We start from the raw sequence: 20,295 nt of genomic DNA, 5'->3' as shown, positions 1-20,295 counted from the left end.
CCTACTTCAGTTCGTCGGTGCCATGGGTATCCGGCTCGCCGCGTTTGGCATCGCCGGACTTGTACCCGGGGGCATTATTGCCCTGGCTGCCCTCCTGGCCATCAGTACCATTGAGTTTTCGCTCTTTGGCTTCCAGCTCTGCCTTGAGCTTCTTGAGGCGCTCTTCTTCGGCGGTGTTCCGGCGGCGGGTTTCGAGGTTGCGGAGGAACTCGGGATCGTCATCCGGGGCGGTGGGGTGGCGGCGGATGGGCTGCGCCGAGGGCTTGCCGTAGGGCCTGCCGAAGATGAACCAGAGGACTGCACCCAGAAGGGGCAGGACGATCATGACCACGATCCAGGCGGGCTTGGAGATGCCGCGTGTGTATCTGCCATCGGTACGTATCACGTCCACGAGGGCGTAGACGAAGATAACAAGGACGACGACGACGCCAACAACCCGGAGCATGCACCAAGTCTAGTCGCCGGAAGGCATTCACTGGACGCCCGGCTCCGGCTGTGATCAGAGTGCAACCATCCGGGCGGCTAAACTTGGATAGTGGCTTTCCTGAAGTATTCCCTCATCCGTTTGGCGCTGTTCGTGCCGCTGTTCATCCTGTTCGCCCTTTTGCAGGTGGGCTGGATCCTGGCGGTGGTCTTCGCGGGGCTGATCGCGTTCGCCATCAGTTACCTCTTCTTCCAGAAACAGCGCGACGCCGCCACTGCGGCCATCCGGGACCGTGTTTCCGGCCGGGCCAAGCCCATTCGGACCGCTGGTGAAGTTGAGGACGCCGAGGCGGAGGATGGCCTGGTGGAGCAGAACCCGGACATTGCCGTCAACAACGACAAACGCCCGGGTTCCAAGTAGCTTTCGTTACAGAAGCTCAGAAACTCAGAAGCCCCGGCTCAGGATCAGCCCCAGCGAGAACAGCAGGCTGTAGCCGAGATTGATCAGTCCGGTCTGCTTGAGCACGGGAATGAGGCTCTTGCGCTTCTTGCCGTTGACCATGAGCCAGGCGGGCATCAGGCAGGCGGGGATCAGCAGGAGAACGATCAGCATCCACGGCTTGGTGGGTGCCAGCACAATCACCAGCAGGATGGCGACGGCCAGCATCAACACGTAGCTCTCGCGGGCATGCCTGTCTCCAAGACGCACGGCCAGGGTGCGTTTGCCTGCCGCTGTGTCCGTGGGAATATCCCGGACGTTGTTGGCCATAAGCAGGGCGCAGGCGATGAGTCCAGTACCGATCGCGCCGATGACTGCTGCAAGGCTGACCTGTCCGGCCTGGGTGTAGGTTGTGCCGAGCGTTGCTACCAGTCCGAAGAACACGAAGACGAAGACGTCGCCCAAGCCAAGGTAGCCGTAGGGGTTTTTGCCGCCCGTGTAGCCCCAGGCCGCCAGGACGCAACCGAGGCCCACCAGGATCAGCCACCAGGTCTGGGTGATGATGACCAGGATCAGCCCGCACACCATGGCCGCGCCGAACAGTCCAAAGGCCGCCCACTTCACTTGCTCGGGCTTGGCGAGCCTGGAACCAACCAGGCGCAGCGGCCCTACCCGGTCCTCGTCCGTCCCGCGGATGCCGTCCGAGTAGTCATTGGCGTAGTTGACGCCCACTTGGAGGAGGAGCGCCACGAGCGCCGCCAGGATCGCATTCGGCAGCCGGAAAGCATGGAGCTCGTACGCCGCTGCCGAACCGATCAGTACGGGCGCGATTGCCGCGGGCAGTGTGCGGAGCCGGGCTCCTTGAATCCATTGTGCAGCTGTCGCCACGTGTAGTACCTCGTGTATTTCGCGTTGATCTTTGGTCGGAGTCATGAGGGCAGAACGTGTCTATTGTCCCTGATGCTCGGCGGAAAGCTGTTCGATCATGGCGAGCCGGTCCGGTTTTCCGTTGGGCAGCATCAGCAATTCCTTCCTGGCGACCACGGTCTTGGGGGCCAGAACTCCCAATGCTGCTTCGCGGCGGGCCGTGAAGCCCTTAAGCCCTTCCGGCGAGGGGTCGGACATGGCCACGTAGGCTGCCACGGCCTGGCCCCATTCTCGCGACGGTACGCCCGCGACGAAAGCCGCAGTGACGCCGTCGAGCTCTTCCAGTTTGCTTTGGATATACCCGGCAGAGGCCTTGACGCCGCCGCTGATGATGACGTCGTCGGCGCGGCCCAGGACAGTGAGCTTGCCGTCACCGGCAATTTCGCCGAGGTCGCCCGTGACGAACCAACGCACGCCGTCTTCCTCGAGGAACGCGGCCTTTGTGGCCCGCGGGGCGTCAAGGTAGCCCGCCGCCACGGTGTCGCCGCCCAGCAGGATGCGGCCTTCCAGTTCGCCCTCGCCGATGCGGACCTCGACGCCGTCCAGCGGCTCGCCGTCGTACACGCACCCGCCGCACGTCTCGGCTGATCCGTAGGTGGTCACCACCTTGAGGCCCTCGGCATGGGCGGCGGCAAGGAGTTCAGCCGACGCTGGCGCGCCGCCCAGCAGGATGGCATTGAAGCGGCGCAGCGCGGCAAGAGTTTCCGGTGCGGGGGAGTCCAGGAGCCGCTGCAGCTGGGTGGGGACCAGCGACGTGAAGCGGATCTTGTCCGTCAGTTCCCCCGCCGCAGCGGTGAATGCCTCGGGCGTGAAGCCGTTCGACTGGTCCATCACCCAGGGCCGCGTCCCTGCGTAGAGCGAGCGGACCAGGACCTGGACGCCGGCCACATACTGCAAGGGCAGTGCCAGCAGCCATTGGCCTTCGCCGCGCAATGCCATGGCCGTTGCCACAGAGGAGGCCGCCAGGGCATCCACAGTAAGGACGGTGGCCTTCGGTGTCCCGGTGGAGCCGGAGGTCCGTACCACCACCGCGGCCTCTTCCACGCCGGTCTCTACCGGAACGGCTTCCGGCCGCCCGTCCTCGTGAACCACGATTTCGACGGCGGGACCCTCGCCATGCAGGGCAGCTGCCAGTGCTTTGAGTACGGGATCGATGTCCACAGGGGAGTCCTAGAAGTAGTAGGGGAAGTTGGACCAGTCGGGGTCGCGTTTCTGGAGGAAGGCTTCCTTGCCCTCCACGGCCTCGTCCGTCATGTAGGCCAGCCGTGTGGCTTCACCGGCGAAGACCTGCTGCCCGGCCAGGCCGTCATCGGCCAGGTTGAAGGCGAACTTCAGCATGCGGATGGCCTGGGGGGATTGGCGGGCGATATCAGCCGCGTACTCCAGTGCGACTTCCTCCAGCCGCGCGTGGTCCACGGCCTCGTTCACGGCTCCCATCCGCACCATGTCCTCGGCGGAGTATTCGCGGGCCAGGAAGAAGATCTCCCGCGCGGCTTTCTGCCCTATCTGGCGGGCCAGCAGCGCAGAGCCGTATCCGGCGTCGAAACTTCCCACGGTGGCGTCAGTCTGCTTGAACTTGCCGTGTTCGCGGGAGGCGATGGTGAGATCGCTGACCACGTGGAGGGAATGACCGCCGCCGGCTGCCCAACCGTTGACGACGGCGATGACCACCTTGGGCATGGTCCGCATGAGCCGCTGGACTTCCAGGATGTGGAGGCGTCCGGCGCGTGCGGGATCGATGGTTTCCTGGGTGTCTCCTTGGGCGTAGCGGTAGCCGTCCCGGCCACGGATCCGCTGGTCGCCGCCGGAACAGAACGAGTGCCCGCCGTCCTTTTCCGACGGTCCGTTACCCGTGAGCAGCACGGTGGCGACGTCAGGAGACATGCGGGCGTGGTCCATGGCCCGGTAAAGCTCGTCCACAGTGCCCGGACGGAAGGCGTTGCGGACCTCGGGGCGGTTGAATGCGATACGTACAGTGGGGAGGTCCTTGATCGTGCCATCGCTGGAACGCTCAACTTGCCGGTGGTACGTCATGTCCTTGAAGTCGTCGAAGCCGGAAACTGTGCGCCAGCGTGAGGGGTCAAAGATGTCGGAAACCTTGGCAGGGAGTTGGTTGTTCACAGTCCGAGTCTAGTAATGGCCTCGGCTGATGCAGAACTCGCGGCCTTGGCTGCAGGTCCTGGCATGCCTCTGTTACCCGGTGGGGAGGAAGTCCGGCGGGATCGCATAAATGAGAAACACGGCCAGGAGGTTCTTGGCCGCATGGACGAAGTAGGAGAACATCAGGTTCTTTCCCGTCCACACGTAGACCGCCACCAGCACAAGGGCCATGCCGAGATAAGGCGCAAGGGCCGACAACGCCAGCCCTTCCCTGCCCACAACATGGATCGACGCGAAAACGCCTACCGAAATCGCGCAGCAGATCCAAATGTTCACATACTGCGACAACTTGCCGATCAGCAGGTGCCGGAACAGGTACTCCTCGACGAACGGCCCCAGGACCACCAGCAGCGGCACCATGAGCCAGGCCGGCACACGCTGAAGGAGGCCTTGGATGCCCAACTGGTTTTCGGAGGTCTGCGCCGTACCGAGCACCGCAACCAGAATTGCCGTGACGATCAGCATGACCACCACCGCAAGGGGAACCATGCCAAGGGTGAACCAGGGGCGGGTGCCCAGGATCTTGATGTCGCGGCCAACAATGCGCCAGGCTGACGCCAAGGCAAAGACCCCGACGGCAGCATAGAAGACCGCGTTGACGGCGTAGGAAGCCGTGGCGGGGTCGGAAAAAAGCCGGAGCATCATTCGCTCCACGGATTCGCCCGCAAAAGTGAAGTAGACCGTGAACCCCACGTAGGCGGCCACGGCGACTGCGTCCAGGGCATTGAACCGGTAAAGCCTCGCCCGCATCGAAATGGTGCCCATATGACCAGACTATCTTTGCTGGGTGGCCCCTGCTTCGCTACACTTTTCGGTATGCCTAACTTTCCGTTTCGGCGCGCCAAAGTTGTCCGCCGATTCGCCGCCTTAATGACCGCATCCGCTGTGGTGCTCGGGGTGTCCGCCTGCGGAGGGAATTCCACTGCCGGTGGTGACGACAAACCCGTTGTCCTGACCACGTTTACCGTTTTGGCCGACGTCGCCAAAAACGTCGCCGGTGACAAGCTCCGCGTGGAATCCATCACCAAGGCCGGGGCCGAAATCCACGGATATGAGCCGACTCCCGGGGACATCCGCAAGGCTGCCCAGGCCGACCTCATCCTGGATAACGGCCTGAACCTTGAAGCATGGTTCTCCCAATTCGTGGAGGGACTGGATGTACCCCACGCTGTGGTGAGCGACGGCGTGAAGGTCATGCCCATCGCAGAAGACTCCTACCAGGGCAAACCAAACCCGCACGCATGGATGTCCCCCAGCAACGTCCAGATCTACGCCAACAACATGGCCAAGGCTTTCGCCAAGCTCGACCCCGCCCATGCCGGCGAGTTTGAAGCCAATGCCAAGGCCTACAACGCCAAACTGCAGACCGTCCAGGACGAGATGGTCTCCAAGCTCTCCGTTCTGCCCGAAGCACACCGGGCGCTGGTGACGTGCGAAGGTGCGTTCTCCTACCTGGCCCGGGATGCCGGACTCAAAGAGGTCTACATCTGGGCCGTGAACGCTGAGCAGCAGGCCACGCCCCAGCAGATCGCGCGGGCCATCGAATTCGTCAAGGACAACCAGGTGCCGGCCGTGTTCTGCGAATCCACCGTCTCCGACGCCCCCATGCGGCAAGTCGTCGGTGCTACCGGCGCCAGATTCGGTGGCGTACTCTACGTGGACTCGTTATCAGAAGCAGACGGTCCTGTTCCCACGTATTTGGACCTCATCCGCCACGATGCGAAGACCATCACCACAGCCCTGACAGGAGGAGCGTCATGACCAGCCCTGCGATCGTCGTTGAGAACGTCACGGTCCACTACGGCGAGGTGCTGGCGCTGGACTCCGCATCCCTCACCCTGGACCACTCCAGAATCTGCGGTTTGGTCGGCATGAACGGCTCGGGCAAGTCCACCCTGTTCAAGACCATCATGGGCATGGTGAAGCCCGATTCCGGCCGGGTCCTCATCAACGGTCACCCGCCCATGAAGACCCGCAAGGAGGCCGGGATCGGCTACGTCCCGCAAAGCGAGGATGTGGACTGGGCCTTCCCCTTGTCCGTCCGGGACGTAGTGATGATGGGCCGCTATGGGCACCTCGGTTTCACCCGCCGTCCCCGGAAAGCAGACCGGGACGCCGTCGAACAGGCCCTGGACCGCGTGGAGCTTGGCGAGTTTGCCGACCGCCAAATCGGCCAGCTGTCCGGCGGGCAGAAAAAGCGTGCCTTTGTAGCCCGGGGCATCGCACAAGGCGCCACCATGATGCTGCTGGATGAACCCTTCGCCGGAGTGGACAAGCGATCCGAAGCCACTATCACCAGGCTCCTACGCGAACTTGCGGCTGACGGCGCCACCATTCTCATCTCCACCCACGACCTCCACGCGCTCCCTCAGCTCTGCGACGAAGCAGTGCTCCTGATGCGTAAGGTGCTGATGCATGGCAGCCCGGACGTGGTGCTGCAACCTGAAAATCTAGCCATGGCATTTGGCCTTGACGTCATGAACAGGGGCTAAGCCGTGGAATTCCTGCTTGAACCTTTGAGCTACGACTTCATGGTCCGCGCCCTCGCCACCACGGCAATTGCAGCGGTGGTTTGTGCGGTCCTTAGCTGCTGGCTCGTTCTGATCGGTTGGTCCCTCATGGGCGACGCCGTATCGCACGCGGTGCTTCCCGGCGTCGTGCTCGCCTACATTGTGGGTGCGCCGTTCGCGCTTGGTGCGTTGGTGTTCGCGCTGATCGCCGTGACGTTGATCGGGGTGGTGCGGAACACCAGCCGCGTGAAGGAAGATGCGGCAATCGGCATCGTGTTCACGTCGCTCTTCGCGCTGGGCCTGGTGCTGATCTCCGTGACACCCAGCCAGACTGACCTGAACCACATCATCTTCGGCAACCTTCTGGGCGTCAGCGTCCCTGACCTCATCCAGGTTGTGGTCCTTGGCGTGGTGGCCTTCGCGATCCTGATCCTCAAGCGCCGGGACCTCACGCTGTACGCGTTCGACCCCACGCATGCCCACGCCATCGGACTGTCGCCCCGGCGGCTTGGAGCCCTGCTGCTCGGCCTGCTGGCGCTGACATCGGTGGTGGCTTTGCAAACCGTGGGCGTGGTGCTGGTGGTGGCCATGCTCATCATTCCTGGTGCCACCGCTTACCTGCTGACGGACCGGTTCTCCCGGATGCTGGTGATCGCCCCGGTCATCTCGGTGGCGTGCTCCATGACCGGCATCTACCTGAGCTACTACCTGGACACGGCATCCGGGGCGATGGTGGTGGTCACCCAGGGTGCGGTGTTCGCCGTCGTCTATCTGTTCAGTCCGCGGCAAGGGCTGATTGGTACGCGCGTGGCAAAGGCCCGGCGGAAGCGCGCGGTCGCGGCGGCCTGAAACTTGACGTGCCCCGATTCGCCGGGCAGTCTGGAGCGATGAAGTCTTGAGAGCAGCCCGTCCATCCGGCTGCATCCCCAGTAGACCACTGAGGCAGTACCCCAAGGGTTTCCTGCCATTCACTGCGGACTTTGCGAGGACCTCTCTTGACTGACCACCTTCACCTTTCCGGCGTTTCCCACGGCTACGGGGACCGCGAACTTTTCCAGGGCGTTGAACTCACCATCGATCACGGCGAGCACGTTGCCATTGTCGGGGAAAACGGGGCGGGGAAATCCACCCTTCTCCGCCTGCTGGCCGGCGTGGAAACGCCCGACGACGGCACGGCCGGGTTGGCAGGGAACGCCGGCTACCGCGTGGGCTACCTCGCCCAGACGCACGGGCTTCCTGCCTCGATTACTGTCGGCGACGCGATCGACGAGTCCCTGAAGGCACTCCGTTCGCTTGAGGCCCGCATCACCGAACTCGAACAGGACCTGGCGGACGCGGACCCCGAAACCCTGGAACTCTACGGAAGCCTGCAGACCCAGTACCAACTCCGCGAGGGGTACGCTGCCGAGTCCCGGGTGGAAGCAGCGCTGGACAGGCTGGGGCTGGGAGGCCTGGACCGGCGTCGAACGCTTGGGTCTTTGTCCGGCGGGGAGCAGGAGCGCGTTGCCCTCGCCTGCCTGCTGGCAGATCCTGCCGAAGCCCTGCTCCTGGACGAGCCCACCAACCACCTGGACGCCAACGGCACAGCCTGGCTGGAATCGAGGTTGGCTGCGCACCGAGGCACCGTGGTGGTGGTTTCGCACGACCGCGTCCTGTTGCGGAAGGTAGCCAGCACAGTAATCGAAGTCGACGCCGAGCGCCGTTCCGTCAATAGATACGGCAACGGCTACGAAGGATACCTGCGGGAGAAAGCAGCCCAGCGGGCCCGTTGGGTGCAGCAGTACGAGGAATGGCTCGACGCCATGGCCGCCGAACGGTTCCAGGCCGCCACGGTTTCCGGCGGCATGGGCTACGGCCGGGTGCGCGACAACGACAAATTTGCGACCGGCTTCAAAAAGGGCACCTGGCAACGCGCAGCCACCAGCAAAGTTCGCAACGCCCAGGAACGCCTGCGGCGGCTCGAAGAGAACCCCATTGACCGGCCACCCGTGCCGCTCAAGCTCGCCGCGCAACTTGACGTTCAGCTCGAGGAAGCTGCAGGACCGGCCATCGAAGCGCGCGGCGTCAGCGTGCCCGGTCGCCTCAAACCGACTGATCTTCGCATCGAAACCGGGGAGAAGGTCCTCATCACCGGGCCAAACGGCGCAGGAAAATCAACGCTGGTCTCCGTGCTCGCCGGGACGCTCGAGCCAACCAGCGGGACCTTGGCCGTTCAGGGCACGGTGGGGTATCTGCAGCAGGAACTCGACGTGCCCCCGCGTCCCGGGCTCCGGCTCCTTCCGGCGTTTGCCGCAGGACTGGGCGGAAACATCGACGAACACGCCGAGGCCCTGCTTCGCCTGGGCTTGTTCCGGCCTGCGGAGTTCCTCGTTCCCGTGGGCAGCCTCTCGGCCGGACAGCAACGCAGGCTCGCCCTGGCCAGGCTGCTCCTGGGCAGCTACGAAACCATGATCGTGGACGAACCCACCAACCACCTTGCGCCGGTGCTCGTGGAACAGTTGGAAGCTGCGCTCGCAGGCTTCGCCGGGACACTGGTCATCGTGAGCCACGACCGCGCGCTGGGGGAGTGGTTCGATCGGTGTGCGGCGGCCGGTTCAGTGGGTAGCTGGGTCCGGTACGGGATGCAGGATGGCGAGTTGCTCTAGTTCGTCGTGGCCGACGTGGCCGACGCTGCCGCCGGGGTGAGTTGTTCGCAAAGGGATCGTTACGCCCTGTCCTGCATATGGAAACACGGCATCGAGCGTCCTGAAACAACGGCGGAGCACCATGGAAGGAAGCCGGCCGAAAGGATCTTTCCGTGATTTCCAAGAACCTCTTCCTCCAAGGCATATTCCCGTTTGACGGCATCGGTATGGAAAAGCCGGTTCCCCTCCACAGCGAGCTCGCGCACTTTGTCCCGGACGGCGTCGTGAACCAGACGCTCTACTTCCGCGGCGGCAACACCAGCTCCGAACTCATCGCGGTTGTCCTTATGCGCGACGGCGTGCCGATGCGGTATTTCCCCATCGGGGCCAAAGGCGATGTGCACGTCCCGTTGCGGGTCGTGGAAGATATCGAGGGCGGCTCGATGATCGAGTTGTACATCGCCGCGCCGGCCGGCGTCCGCGGTTCCGTGGTGGTGGACCTGGGCATGGTGGAGCACTGATGACCAGGCAGCTGGTGGTCATCGGCAACGGCATGGCCGGTGCACGTGCGGTGGAGGAGATCCTGGCGCGCGGCGGCGGGGACGCGTTCGACATCACCATTTTCGGCGACGAACCGTACGGAAACTACAACCGCATCATGCTCAGCCACGTGCTGTCCGGCGAGGAAAGCGATGCCGACATTTTCCTCAACGCCCTGCCGTGGTACCAGGAAAACAACATCACCTTGCACGCAGGGGTCCGGGTGGAGCGCATAGATAAGTACAGCAAACACGTCTTTGCGGCCGATGGCAGGGTGGTTCCCTACGATGTCCTGATCATTGCCACCGGAAGCCACTCGTTCCTTCCCCCGATGGATGGCCTCTACACGCCCAGCGGATCGGTGCGCCACGGGGTCTTCACGTTCCGGACCATGGACGACACCCGCAAGATGGTCCAGTTTGCCCAGCACGAGCATCACCGCCGGGCTGTGGTGATTGGCGGGGGATTGCTGGGGCTTGAGGCTGCCCGGGGATTGCAGGCGTACGGCCTTGACGTGGCGGTGGTCCACTCCGGTGGCCACCTCATGAACGCGCAATTAGGGCCCGACGGCGGCGCAATACTGCGGCGAAGCGTCCAGGCGCTGGGCATCGAGGTCCATACAGGAAGCCGGACCACCGCGGTACTGGGCAAGGACCGGATCACCGGCGTGCGGCTGCGTGATGACACTGAGCTGGACTGCGACATGGTGGTTGTGACTGCCGGCATCCGGCCCAACGTGGATGTCGCGGTCGTGAGTGGTTTGGCCGTGGAACGGGCCATCGTGGTGGATGACCACCTGCGCGTCATGGACGAAGAGGACATCTATGCCGTGGGGGAGTGCGTTCAACACCGGGGCGAGGTTTATGGGCTCGTAGCGCCCTTGTGGGAGCAGGCCGCTGTTCTGGCGGACCAGGTCACCGGTGTGGATCGTTCCTCGGTCTATCTGGGTTCCAGGACCGCCACCAAACTGAAGGTGGCCGGCGTCGACGTCGCTTCCATGGGCCTGGCGGGCCCGGAACGGGACACGGATGAGCACATTGTTTTTTCGGAACCGAGCCGGGGCGTGTTCAAGTCGATCGTGATCCGGGACAACAAGATGGTGGGCGCTACCCTCCTTGGGGACAGCCGCAAGGTTGCCTACTTGACCCAGGCTTTTGACCAGGGCCTGCCGCTGCCCGAGGAACGGCTTTCGCTGATGTTCGATCTCGGCTCGCCGGGTGAAGAGGAAGGCGTTTCCGAGCTGGCGGATTCGGCACAGGTCTGCAACTGCAATGGGGTTTCCAAAGGAACGCTTGTTGCCGCGGTGCAGGGTGGTTGCCGTTCGGTACCGGCAGCCATGGACGCTACCCGGGCCGGCAAGGGCTGTGGTTCCTGCAAGCTGCTGGTCACACAGGTGGTGGAGTGGGCGGCCGACGGTGCCGTAGAAGATGACCCGGCTGCGAGCTACTACGTTCCCGGCATTCCCCTGGACAAAGCCGCGTTGATGTCCCGGATCCGGGAGCTTGGTCTGCGCTCGGTTTCCCAGGTGTTTGCTGCGCTGGCTCCCGGAAGCGCTGAAGATGCCAAATCCAAAGTGGGCCTTGCCTCGCTCCTGAAGATGATGCTGCCAGAGCAATACATCGACGAGCGCGACGCCCGCTTCATCAACGACCGCGTGCATGCGAATATCCAGCGCGACGGCACGTTCTCCGTGGTTCCGCAGATGAAGGGAGGCGTGACGTCCGTGCAACAGCTCCGCACGATTGCCGACGTCGCGGAGAAGCACAACATTCCCATGATCAAGCTGACCGGTGGGCAAAGGATCGACCTTCTGGGCGTTCCCAAGGAAGACCTTCCGCAGGTTTGGGCCGATCTGGACATGCCCTCCGGCTACGCCTACGGCAAGAGTTTCCGCACCGTGAAGACCTGTGTGGGGAAGGATTATTGCCGCTTTGGCACGGGTGATTCCACAGGTTTGGGCATCTCGCTGGAATCCCGCTTCCAGGGAATTGAGTCGCCGGCAAAACTGAAACTCGCAGTCTCCGGATGTCCGCGGAACTGCGCGGAGTCCTTGGTCAAGGACGTAGGCGTCGTTGCGGTGGAAGGAGGCCGCTGGGAAATCTATGTTGGGGGAGCGGCCGGCGCCCACATCCGCAAGGGCGATCTGTTGGTCACGGTGGATACTCCGGAGGAAGTCACACTGCTGGCGGGTCGGTTCATGCAGTACTACCGGGAGAACGCGAACTGGCTGGAACGGACGTATGCGTTTGTTCCCCGGGTGGGGATCGACCGCATCCGCAGCGTCATCCTGGACGACTCCGAGGGCATCGCTTCCCGCCTGGATGAGGCGATGCAGGAGTCCGTGGAGAACTACGTGGATCCGTGGAGTGAGCGCGATGATCCACTCACGCCTGGCCAATTCCGGACCTCGTTGCCGCTCACAGTCCTGCCGCAGGTGCCGGTCCGATGAAGATTCCACACGTCGTAGGGCCGGTGGACCAAATTCCGTTCGGCGAAGGCCGGGCGTTCGGGATCGACGGCGAGCAGGTTGCGGTCTTCCGGCTACGGGACGGGACCTTGCGGGCTGTGTCGGCAGTGTGCCCACATAAGGGCGGCCCCCTTGCCGACGGAACCATCGACCAGCGCGTGGTGATGTGCCCGCTCCACCAGCACTCGTTTGAGCTGGAAACCGGGTGTTCCACCACGGGAGCCAAGCCCCTGCGGACGTACGAAGTCTTCGCAGATGAGAGCCGGAATATCGTGCTGATCTCCTAAAGCAACGCGGGGTCACTTACGGCCCATTCCGGGGGGAAACATGGGCCGTAAGTGACCCCGCGTTGCTGTGTCCAGGACGGGTGCTGTTGCCTGCGTCACGGGCATTCCCATTAATCCCGTAAGATAGACGGGTTGCGCGAACCTTCGGCGTTCTGCGTTCTTTGTCACACTTCGACGTCCTCCAACGGGGAAAGCTCGAATTTTGTGTGGCCAAGACGCCCATGTTCCGGCATAGGCGTAAACACCTACAGCAATACCCCAACCCACAAGGAACAGCTGTGCCGCAAAGTACCCCCACAGATCTCCAGAACCCCACGGCCCCATCCACCGCCGTCGGCTCCACCCTCAGCGCCGAGGGTTACCAGAAGACCCTGAGCCGGCGCCACGTCACCATGATCGCCATGGGCGGCGCAATCGGCGTCGGCCTGTTCATGGGCGCCGGTGGCCGCCTGGCCTCCACCGGCCCGGCCCTGATTTTCTCCTACGCCATTGCCGGCGTCATCGCTTACCTGCTGATGCGTGCCCTTGGCGAACTCATCATGTACCGCCAGACGTCCGGCTCGTTCGTGAGCTACGCCGGTGAAATGTTCGGCAAGAAGGGCGCCTTCCTTTCAGGTTGGATGTACTTCATCAACTGGGCCATGACAGGCATTGCCGAGCTCATCGCAATCGGGCTGTACTTCCAGTTCTTCTTCCCCAACGTTCCCGTTGAACTGTCCGCCATTGCAGCGCTGGTGCTGCTGGTGGCCGTGAACCTGTTCAGCGTCAAGGCCTTCGGCGAGTTCGAATTCTGGGCCTCGTGCCTCAAGGTCGCAGCCATCCTGATCTTCCTGGCCGTTGGCACCTTCATGGTTGTCACCAACGCCCAGGTGGGCAACGGCCATGCCTCGGTGGGCAACCTGTTCCACGAAGACGGTGGCATGTTCCCCAAGGGCGGCCTGGTCATGATCCTGGTCCTCAACGCCGTGATCTTCGCCTACAACGCAATCGAACTCGTTGGTATTACCGCTGGTGAGATGGAGAACCCGGAACGCGAAGTTCCCAAGGCGATCCGCGCCGTCGTGATCCGCATTATTGTCTTCTACGTCGGTTCCGTGATGCTGCTTGCGATGCTGCTGCCGTCGGACCAGTACAAGGCCGGCACCTCGCCGTTCGTCACCGTGTTCGGCCAGATGGGCCTTGGCTGGATGGGCGACGTCATGAACATGATCGTCATCACCGCCGCGCTGTCCTCCTGCAACTCGGGCCTGTACTCGATCGGCCGCATCTTCCGGACCATGGCCAACAACGGCCACGCACCCCAGTGGCTCACCAAAATGTCATCCCGCCACGTGCCGTACGCGGCCATCCTGGCCATCGGCGGTGTGTACCTGGTGGGTATCCTGCTCAACATCTGGCTGGGTGGCTCGCACGCGTTCGACCTCGCGCTGAACACGGCCTCCATCGGTGTGATCTTCACCTGGGGTTCCATCTTCGCGAGCCAGATTGCCCTGCGGAAGAAGCGCGGCAACGTCTCCAGCCTGCCGATGCCCGGTTCGCCGTGGACCAGCTGGCTGGGCCTCGTTGCGTTGCTGGCCATCACCGTACTGATCGGCTTCGACACCATGACCGATAAGGCAACCGGCGAGGTCTTCCTCCTGGGTCTGTGGACCTTGGCGACCATCCCGTTCTTCGCCCTCGTCCTGTGGCTTGGCTGGCAGAAGGTCAAGAACAACGAGCCCAAGAGCGAACTGTTCAGTTAACGCTTGGCTCATAAACGCTCGACGGCGGGTGCCTCCTTTCCGGGGGCACCCGCCGTTCGCGTTGTGGGGCATGGTCTGCGTTCTATGTGACGAGTAGGGGCGCAGGGCAGGCCCCGCCGCGTCTCGGCTACGAGGACGGGCGTTCGGCCAGTTGGACCTTTACTTCCTGCGTTTCTGATCCCCTGCGGAATTCCACCGTCACGTTCTGCCCGGGACTTTTGGTTCTCAAGGCTGCGAGGAGATCCTCGGGGGTTGCCAGGTCCTTGCCATCGAGCTTGACGAGTACGTCCCCTGGCTGGATGCCGGCTTTGGCGGCCGGCCCGCCATCCTGCACCGAAAGGGCCAGCGCCCCGTGGGTGTCAGGCAGGCCCAGCCGGTCGGCGATCTGTTGAGTGATATCCCCCGGTCCCAAACCAATGAAGGCGTGATCGGCTGTGCCATCCTCCTTCAGCTGGTCAGCCACTTTCACGGCGGTGGCAGCGGGGATGGCAAAGCCCAGGGCGACCGCACCTGACTGCGGCGGAATGTAGGCTTCGCTGATGCCGGTCACTTCGCCCCGGCTGTTCACTACGGCTCCGCCTGAGTTGCCGGGGCTGATCGCGGCGTCGGTCTGGATGAGGTCCACCAGGGACTGGCTGCTGGACGCCGAACCCGGGATCTGGCGGTGGAGGCCGGAGATGATGCCCGCCGTCGCCGTATTTTCGAATCCCAGCGGCGAGCCTATGACGATCGCCAGCTCGCCGATCCGGGGCAGGGAGGTTTGGAATTTCGCGGCCGGCAAACCTGTCCGTTTTGCTTCCACGAGGGCAAGATCAGTGATGGCGTCGGTGGCCCGCACGGTGCCAGCCACCCGCTGGCCGTCAGCAAAGCCAACCTCAACATCGCGGTTGCCGCGCACCACATGTTCATTGGTCAGGATCAGGCCATCCTGCGAATATACGACTCCACTGCCCAAACCGCCGTCCGTGAAGATGGTAGCCACCGACGGCTGGACATTGCTGATGATGTCAGGGATGTCCGCGGCACCCTGCTGAGGGGCCGGGTTGCTGTCCCCTTGACCGGATTGTCCGGCGGATTGTCCGGCGGATTCTCCTGCGGATTGCCCGGCGGTTTGTCCGCCGGGTGGGCTGCCGGTCGCGCCAGGGAACTGTGAAGTCGACGGTCCCTGCGGGCTCGGCCCAGAAGCTGTGCAGCCTGAAACCACGGAGGCTAGGACAGCTGCTGCCGCGAGGAGTTCGACGGGACGGGACGCAGTGCGCTTGGCTGAAGCTGGCCGATGGTTCATTGAAGAGTCCCCTTCATCACCGGGCTCTATGGATGCTTTTTAAGGCTAATCCCGCCCTTGTTCCCCCGCCAGTTGGGACTGTCAGTGCCCGGGTCTAGGCTCGATGTATGGATCACACCACCACCCTGACGCAGCACATAAACGCCACCCCGGAGAAAGTTTGGGCGGTCCTCTCGGACATTCCGGGCTCGGCCGGCACCCTTTCGGGCATCAACGCAATCCAGATGCTCAGTGAGGGTCCTTATGGGGAGGGCACCCGCTGGAAGGAAACGCGGACCATGATGGGCAGGCAGGAAACCGTGGAGATGTGGGTGTCCCGGGCTGACCCACCCCGCAGCACCACAGTCAAAGCACTCCAGGGCGGCGCCGACTACACCACCCGCTTCAATCTGGCGGAGCGCGACGGCGGAACTGACCTTACGCTGACATTCGGCGCCGAGGTCCTCAAACCCACGCTCGGGAGCAAGGTCGCCATGGCCTTGTTCGGGAAGATCGGCATGAGCATTACGCGAAAGGCCCTCAGCAAGGACCTTGCCGAGATCGCTGCAAAGGCGGAATCCCTCTAATGGCGGCTGCAAAAGTGGCAGCCCCCAAGATCTCCCCGGTGCGCCTGGAAGAACTGCGCGACGACGACGCCCCGGACTTCCAGCGTGGCGAACGGTATGACGGCATCAGGTTTACCCGGGTGTCCGCCGATGGGGAGGAACTGAGCGGTGCCGACTTCATTGAGTGTGAGTTCACAGGAGTCTCGTTCAACGAGGCCCAGTTGCGCGGCGCCACGTTCCGGGAATGCATCCTTGCCGAGCCGTATGCGCCAGTCTTCACCGCGGCGCGGTCTTCGTGGCAGGACGTGGAGATCAGCAATCCGAGGTGGGGATCAGCCGAGCTGTACGAAGGCACGTGGCGTTCGGTACGGATCGAGGGCGGCAAGCTGGACTACGTGAACCTGCGCGGCTCCAAGCTGATGGACGTCCAGATTTCAGATTGCATCATCAACGAGCTCGATCTGGGCGGCTGCACGGGTACACGGCTATCGCTGAAGAATTGCACCATCGGCACCCTGGATGTAACCGGCGCCAAGCTCAAGGACGTGGACCTGCGGAGTTCGGAGTTCCGGGGTATCAACGGGTTGGCCGGGCTTGCCGGCGTTGTTATTGACGATTACCAGTTGAGTCTCATGGCCCCGTTGCTGGCCGGCCATTTGGGCATCCGGGTGGTCTGAGGCGATGCCGTTCCGGTTAGGGGAAGTGGCTTCATCTGTTGACCCGGACGGCAGGCCGTGTAATCTTTATAGAACGAACGGTCGGTATATTATTCCCGGGCCGGTCCCTTTCACTTCGCGAAGGATGTTCTCATGGTCGAGGCTTTTCTTGTTGGCGGCGCACGGACGCCGGTTGGTCGTTACGGCGGGGCATTGTCCTCCGTCCGTCCTGACGACCTCGCCGCGCTGGTGGTCCGTGAGGCAGTGGCGCGTGCCGGCGTCGATCCTGACTCCATTGATGAGGTAATCCTCGGCAACGCCAACGGCGCTGGCGAGGAAAACCGCAACGTGGCCCGCATGGCAACCCTCCTGGCCGGACTTCCCCTCCACATTCCGGGCATCACCGTGAACCGTCTCTGTGCCTCCGGCCTGAGCGCCATCATCATGGCGAGCCAGATGATCAAGTCCGGCGCCGCGGACATCGTGGTGGCCGGTGGCGTCGAATCCATGAGTCGGGCACCCTGGGTCCAGGAGAAGCCCACCACTGCATTCGCCAAGCCCGGCCAGATCTTCGATACGTCCATCGGTTGGCGGTTCGTCAACCCGCTTTTCACCAAGGGCGAGCTCTCCCGTGACGGCAAGATGACCTACTCCATGCCTGAAACAGCTGAGGAAGTGGGCCGTGTGGACAACATCTCCCGCGAGGACGCAGACGCTTTCGCTGTCCGCTCGCACGAACTCGCTTTGGCGGCCATTGCAGGCGGCCGGTTCAAGGAAGAGATCGTTCCGGTCACCGTCAAGACCCGCAAGTCCGAGACCGTGGTGGACACTGATGAGGGTCCTCGCGAAGGCACCACCATGGATGTCCTGGCCGGGCTTCGGCCAGTAGTCCCCGGTGGCTCCGTCGTCACTGCGGGCAACTCGTCCAGCCTCAATGACGGCGCCTCTGCGATCATCGTCGCCTCCGAGGCAGCCATCAAGAAGTTCGGCTTGACGCCCCGCGCCCGCATCATCGATGGCGCTTCGGCGGGCTGCGAACCGGAAATCATGGGCATCGGTCCTGTCCCGGCAACGCAGAAGGTCCTTGCCCGCACCGGCCTCACCGTGGACCAGCTCGGCGCAGTGGAACTCAACGAAGCTTTTGCCACCCAGTCCCTTGCCAGCATGCGGCGCCTGGGGCTGGACCCGGAAATCGTCAATAACGACGGCGGTGCCATCAGTTTGGGGCACCCGCTGGGTTCCAGCGGGTCACGTCTGGCCATTACCCTTCTGGGCCGCATGGAGCGGGAGCTTGCCAGCAACAATGGACCGAAGCTTGGCCTTGCCACGATGTGCATCGGCGTGGGCCAGGGCACGGCAATGCTGCTGGAAGGCGTGTAAATGGCACTGAACCAGGAAGACTTCAGCACCCTTCTTCTCGAGGAACGTGACGACAGGCTCACTGTCCTTCTCAACCGTCCCGAAGTACGCAATGCGATAGACCAGACCATGGTGGACGAGCTTCACCTCGTCTGTGCCGAACTGGAGCGCAACCCCAAGGTCCTGATCATCGCGGGCACGGACGGCGTCTTCGCCTCGGGCGCGGACATTGGACAACTCCGGGAACGCCGGCGGGATGACGCACTGCGGGGGATCAACTCAACCATCTTCATGCGCATCGCCAAGCTGCCCATGCCCGTCATCGCAGCTTTGGACGGCTATTGCCTGGGCGGGGGTGCGGAGCTTGCCTATGCGGCAGATTTCCGCATCGGAACCCCAAGTGTGCGGATAGGCAACCCCGAAACAGGACTGGGAATCCTTGCCGCAGCCGGCGCCAGTTGGCGGCTCAAGGAGCTCGTGGGCGAGCCGAAAGCCAAGGAAATCCTCCTCGCCGGCGCCGTGTTGAGGGCCGAGGAAGCCCTGCGCATCAGTTTGATCACTGAGATTCACGAGGCCCCTGAGCTCATGGAGGCCGCGCACAATCTGGCTGACAGGATCGGCCGCCAGGATCCTCTTGCGGTCCGCATTACCAAGTCGGTATTCCACGCTCCTGCGGAAGCGCACCCTCTGATCGACACCCTTGCCCAGGGGATTCTCTTCGAATCCCAGGCCAAATTCGACAGGATGCAGGCTTTCCTGGACAAGAAGGACAGAAGCAACTCTGCCAACTCCGCTGCCAACGACGACAGGATCCAGAAATGACAGCAGTACCCGCGATTCCCCACGTTGTTGGAGTCCTTGGCGGTGGCCGGATGGGTGCGGGAATCGCGCATGCGTTCCTGACCAAGGGGGCCACCGTGATCGTCGTGGAGAGGGATCATGAGGCAGCCGCCGGAGCGCAAGGCCGGGTAGCAGACGCAGTGGCCAAGTCCGCGGCCCGTGGCACCCTGGGCGAAACCCCGGAAGAAGCCTTGGCCAGGTTCAGCACGTCGACGGACTACGAATCCTTCATCCACTGCGGCCTGGTGGTAGAAGCCGTGCCCGAGGATTACGATCTCAAGGTCGCCGCGTTGAAAGCGGTGGAGGACCGCCTTTCCGCAGATGCATTCCTTGCCTCAAACACGTCGTCGTTGTCCGTGACGGACTTGGCGAATGAACTCCGCAGGCCAGCCAACTTCATCGGGCTGCACTTCTTTAACCCGGTGCCTGCCTCCACCCTCATCGAAGTGGTGCTGGCCAAAGAGACCTCGCCCGAACTCGCCCAAGCGGCGAAAAACTGGACCGAGGCACTCGGCAAGACCGCCGTCGTCGTTAATGACGCGCCCGGCTTTGCCTCCTCAAGGCTGGGCGTCGCTATTGCCTTGGAGGCTATGCGCATGGTTGAGGAGGGTGTGGCATCCGCGGAGGACATCGACGCCGCGATGGTCCTGGGGTACAAACACCCCACCGGGCCGCTCAAGACCACCGACATCGTGGGTCTCGATGTTCGTCTGGGCATCGCGGAGTACCTGTATTCCACGCTGGGTGACCGCTTCGCTCCGCCGCAGATCCTGCGGGACAAAGTCGCCCGTGGGGAGCTTGGCCGCAAAACAGGCAAGGGCTTCTTCGACTGGAACGACTGACCATCGCGTACCGGTTAGGCTAGCCGGGTGACCTCGATTGAACCCATCACCTTGGCCGGCAAATTCGTGACCCTGGAACCCTTGCGGCCAGATCACCACGACGACCTTGTGGAGGCAGCCAAGGACGGCGAACTCTGGAAGCTCTGGTACACCTCCGTACCCACGCCGGACGATATGGCTGCGGAGATTGAGCGGAGGCTGGGCCTGCAAACCCAAGGTTCCATGGTGCCCTTCGCCACCAGGCTCAACAGGACGGGCAAGGTCATCGGAATGACGACGTTCATGAACATCGATGCCGCCACTCCGCGCGTCGAGATCGGCTCCACCTGGAACGCAGCGTCCGTCCACGGAACAGGCACCAACCCCGACTCCAAGCTGCTGCTTCTTCAGCATGCCTTTGAAACCCTGGGCTGCCCCGCCGTCGAATTCCGGACGCACTGGCTCAACCACCAATCCCGCGACGCGATCGCCCGCCTCGGCGCCAAGCAGGACGGTGTGTTGCGGAACCACTCGCGCACCAAGGACGGGGTGCTTCGCGACACCGTGGTGTTCTCCATCCTGGAACACGAATGGCCCGCCGTGCGGAACGGCTTGGAGTTCAGGCTGGCCAGGTACAGCGCGTAGTTGGCCAGCGATATGACGCTCTTAC

The 20,295-nt window shown here is 63.2% G+C and carries 21 protein-coding genes; 15 read left to right on the top strand and 6 right to left on the bottom strand.

Translation table 11 applies throughout. The features are described 5' to 3' along the window. Position 1: 1 nt before the first annotated feature. A complete protein-coding gene (locus LDP01_RS09760) occupies positions 2 to 445 on the bottom strand; it encodes a PLD nuclease N-terminal domain-containing protein (protein ID WP_224088767.1) in 444 nt (147 codons plus the stop codon). A gap of 87 nt (positions 446 to 532) precedes the next feature. Here LDP01_RS09760 and LDP01_RS09755 point away from each other — a divergent pair, with 87 nt between their 5' ends. Then, on the top strand, positions 533 to 844 hold the full coding sequence (locus LDP01_RS09755; RefSeq protein WP_224091145.1) for a DUF4229 domain-containing protein: 312 nt from the start codon (positions 533 to 535) through the stop codon (positions 842 to 844). Between the two features lie 24 nt (positions 845 to 868). Here the strand turns inward: LDP01_RS09755 and LDP01_RS09750 are convergent, their stop codons facing one another. The 4 genes from LDP01_RS09750 to LDP01_RS09735 all read right to left on the bottom strand — a co-directional run bounded on the left by LDP01_RS09750 (position 869) and on the right by LDP01_RS09735 (position 4,714). Then, positions 869 to 1,750 (bottom strand): 1,4-dihydroxy-2-naphthoate polyprenyltransferase, encoded by an 882-nt coding sequence (locus tag LDP01_RS09750; RefSeq protein ID WP_224088765.1) that lies wholly within the window; start codon positions 1,748 to 1,750, stop codon positions 869 to 871. A 60-nt stretch (positions 1,751 to 1,810) separates the two neighbouring features. Beyond that, a complete protein-coding gene (locus tag LDP01_RS09745; protein ID WP_224088763.1) occupies positions 1,811 to 2,950 on the bottom strand; it encodes an AMP-binding protein in 1,140 nt (379 codons plus the stop codon). Positions 2,951 to 2,959: 9 nt separating this feature from the next. Then, positions 2,960 to 3,910 carry a 1,4-dihydroxy-2-naphthoyl-CoA synthase gene (locus tag LDP01_RS09740; RefSeq protein ID WP_224088761.1) on the bottom strand — a complete coding sequence of 317 codons (951 nt, stop codon included), beginning with the start codon at positions 3,908 to 3,910 and terminating at the stop codon, positions 2,960 to 2,962. Positions 3,911 to 3,982: 72 nt separating this feature from the next. Beyond that, positions 3,983 to 4,714 carry a CPBP family intramembrane glutamic endopeptidase gene (locus tag LDP01_RS09735; RefSeq protein WP_224088760.1) on the bottom strand — a complete coding sequence of 244 codons (732 nt, stop codon included), beginning with the start codon at positions 4,712 to 4,714 and terminating at the stop codon, positions 3,983 to 3,985. 51 nt (positions 4,715 to 4,765) lie between these two features. Here LDP01_RS09735 and LDP01_RS09730 point away from each other — a divergent pair, with 51 nt between their 5' ends. The 8 genes from LDP01_RS09730 to LDP01_RS09695 all read left to right on the top strand — a co-directional run bounded on the left by LDP01_RS09730 (position 4,766) and on the right by LDP01_RS09695 (position 14,119). Beyond that, positions 4,766 to 5,710, top strand: a complete 945-nt coding sequence (locus tag LDP01_RS09730; RefSeq protein ID WP_224088759.1) for a metal ABC transporter substrate-binding protein — start codon at positions 4,766 to 4,768, stop codon at positions 5,708 to 5,710. Continuing rightward, positions 5,707 to 6,441, top strand: a complete 735-nt coding sequence (locus tag LDP01_RS09725; RefSeq protein ID WP_224088758.1) for a metal ABC transporter ATP-binding protein — start codon at positions 5,707 to 5,709, stop codon at positions 6,439 to 6,441. Before LDP01_RS09730 ends, LDP01_RS09725 begins: the two co-directional genes overlap by 4 nt. A 3-nt stretch (positions 6,442 to 6,444) precedes the next feature. Next, positions 6,445 to 7,308: a metal ABC transporter permease gene (locus tag LDP01_RS09720; RefSeq protein ID WP_224088757.1), complete on the top strand. Its 864-nt coding sequence runs from the start codon at positions 6,445 to 6,447 to the stop codon at positions 7,306 to 7,308. Positions 7,309 to 7,454: 146 nt separating this feature from the next. Next, a complete protein-coding gene (locus tag LDP01_RS09715; RefSeq protein ID WP_224088756.1) occupies positions 7,455 to 9,104 on the top strand; it encodes an ABC-F family ATP-binding cassette domain-containing protein in 1,650 nt (549 codons plus the stop codon). Between the two features lie 152 nt (positions 9,105 to 9,256). Continuing rightward, positions 9,257 to 9,604, top strand: coding sequence for a molybdopterin oxidoreductase (locus LDP01_RS09710; RefSeq protein WP_224088755.1), 348 nt, complete (start codon positions 9,257 to 9,259; stop codon positions 9,602 to 9,604). Further along, complete coding sequence (nirB, locus tag LDP01_RS09705; RefSeq protein WP_224088754.1) at positions 9,604 to 12,072, top strand: nitrite reductase large subunit NirB; 2,469 nt, start codon at positions 9,604 to 9,606, stop codon at positions 12,070 to 12,072. The genes LDP01_RS09710 and nirB overlap by 1 nt, the downstream gene beginning before the upstream one ends. Beyond that, a complete protein-coding gene (locus LDP01_RS09700; RefSeq protein ID WP_224088752.1) occupies positions 12,069 to 12,377 on the top strand; it encodes a Rieske (2Fe-2S) protein in 309 nt (102 codons plus the stop codon). Before nirB ends, LDP01_RS09700 begins: the two co-directional genes overlap by 4 nt. A gap of 278 nt (positions 12,378 to 12,655) precedes the next feature. Next, positions 12,656 to 14,119 (top strand): amino acid permease, encoded by a 1,464-nt coding sequence (locus LDP01_RS09695; RefSeq protein ID WP_224088750.1) that lies wholly within the window; start codon positions 12,656 to 12,658, stop codon positions 14,117 to 14,119. A 127-nt stretch (positions 14,120 to 14,246) separates the two neighbouring features. Here the strand turns inward: LDP01_RS09695 and LDP01_RS09690 are convergent, their stop codons facing one another. Beyond that, positions 14,247 to 15,404, bottom strand: a complete 1,158-nt coding sequence (locus LDP01_RS09690; RefSeq protein WP_224088748.1) for a S1C family serine protease — start codon at positions 15,402 to 15,404, stop codon at positions 14,247 to 14,249. A 107-nt stretch (positions 15,405 to 15,511) separates the two neighbouring features. On the opposite strand from LDP01_RS09690, the gene LDP01_RS09685 reads away from it, so the two are divergent. From LDP01_RS09685 to LDP01_RS09660, 6 genes are all read left to right on the top strand, one after another. Continuing rightward, positions 15,512 to 15,970 (top strand): SRPBCC family protein, encoded by a 459-nt coding sequence (locus LDP01_RS09685; RefSeq protein ID WP_224088746.1) that lies wholly within the window; start codon positions 15,512 to 15,514, stop codon positions 15,968 to 15,970. Continuing rightward, positions 15,970 to 16,626, top strand: a complete 657-nt coding sequence (locus tag LDP01_RS09680; RefSeq protein ID WP_224088744.1) for a pentapeptide repeat-containing protein — start codon at positions 15,970 to 15,972, stop codon at positions 16,624 to 16,626. The genes LDP01_RS09685 and LDP01_RS09680 overlap by 1 nt, the downstream gene beginning before the upstream one ends. Before the next feature lie 132 nt (positions 16,627 to 16,758). Continuing rightward, the gene (locus LDP01_RS09675) at positions 16,759 to 17,985 is read left to right on the top strand and encodes a thiolase family protein (protein WP_224088743.1); all 1,227 of its coding nucleotides are present in this window, start codon (positions 16,759 to 16,761) and stop codon (positions 17,983 to 17,985) included. Beyond that, positions 17,986 to 18,786 carry an enoyl-CoA hydratase/isomerase family protein gene (locus LDP01_RS09670; RefSeq protein WP_224088742.1) on the top strand — a complete coding sequence of 267 codons (801 nt, stop codon included), beginning with the start codon at positions 17,986 to 17,988 and terminating at the stop codon, positions 18,784 to 18,786. It begins immediately after the preceding gene. Continuing rightward, complete coding sequence (locus tag LDP01_RS09665) at positions 18,783 to 19,646, top strand: 3-hydroxyacyl-CoA dehydrogenase family protein (protein ID WP_224088741.1); 864 nt, start codon at positions 18,783 to 18,785, stop codon at positions 19,644 to 19,646. Before LDP01_RS09670 ends, LDP01_RS09665 begins: the two co-directional genes overlap by 4 nt. 27 nt (positions 19,647 to 19,673) lie before the next feature. Next, on the top strand, positions 19,674 to 20,270 hold the full coding sequence (locus LDP01_RS09660) for a GNAT family N-acetyltransferase (protein ID WP_224088740.1): 597 nt from the start codon (positions 19,674 to 19,676) through the stop codon (positions 20,268 to 20,270). The last annotated feature ends 25 nt before the right edge of the window (positions 20,271 to 20,295 follow it).

Origin of the sequence: Arthrobacter sp. StoSoilB13, from assembly GCF_019977255.1 — a bacterium.
Taxonomy (GTDB): Bacteria; Actinomycetota; Actinomycetes; order Actinomycetales; family Micrococcaceae; genus Arthrobacter.
Note: the sequence above shows the minus strand (reverse complement) of the source record. Positions and strands in the feature narration are given on the sequence as shown.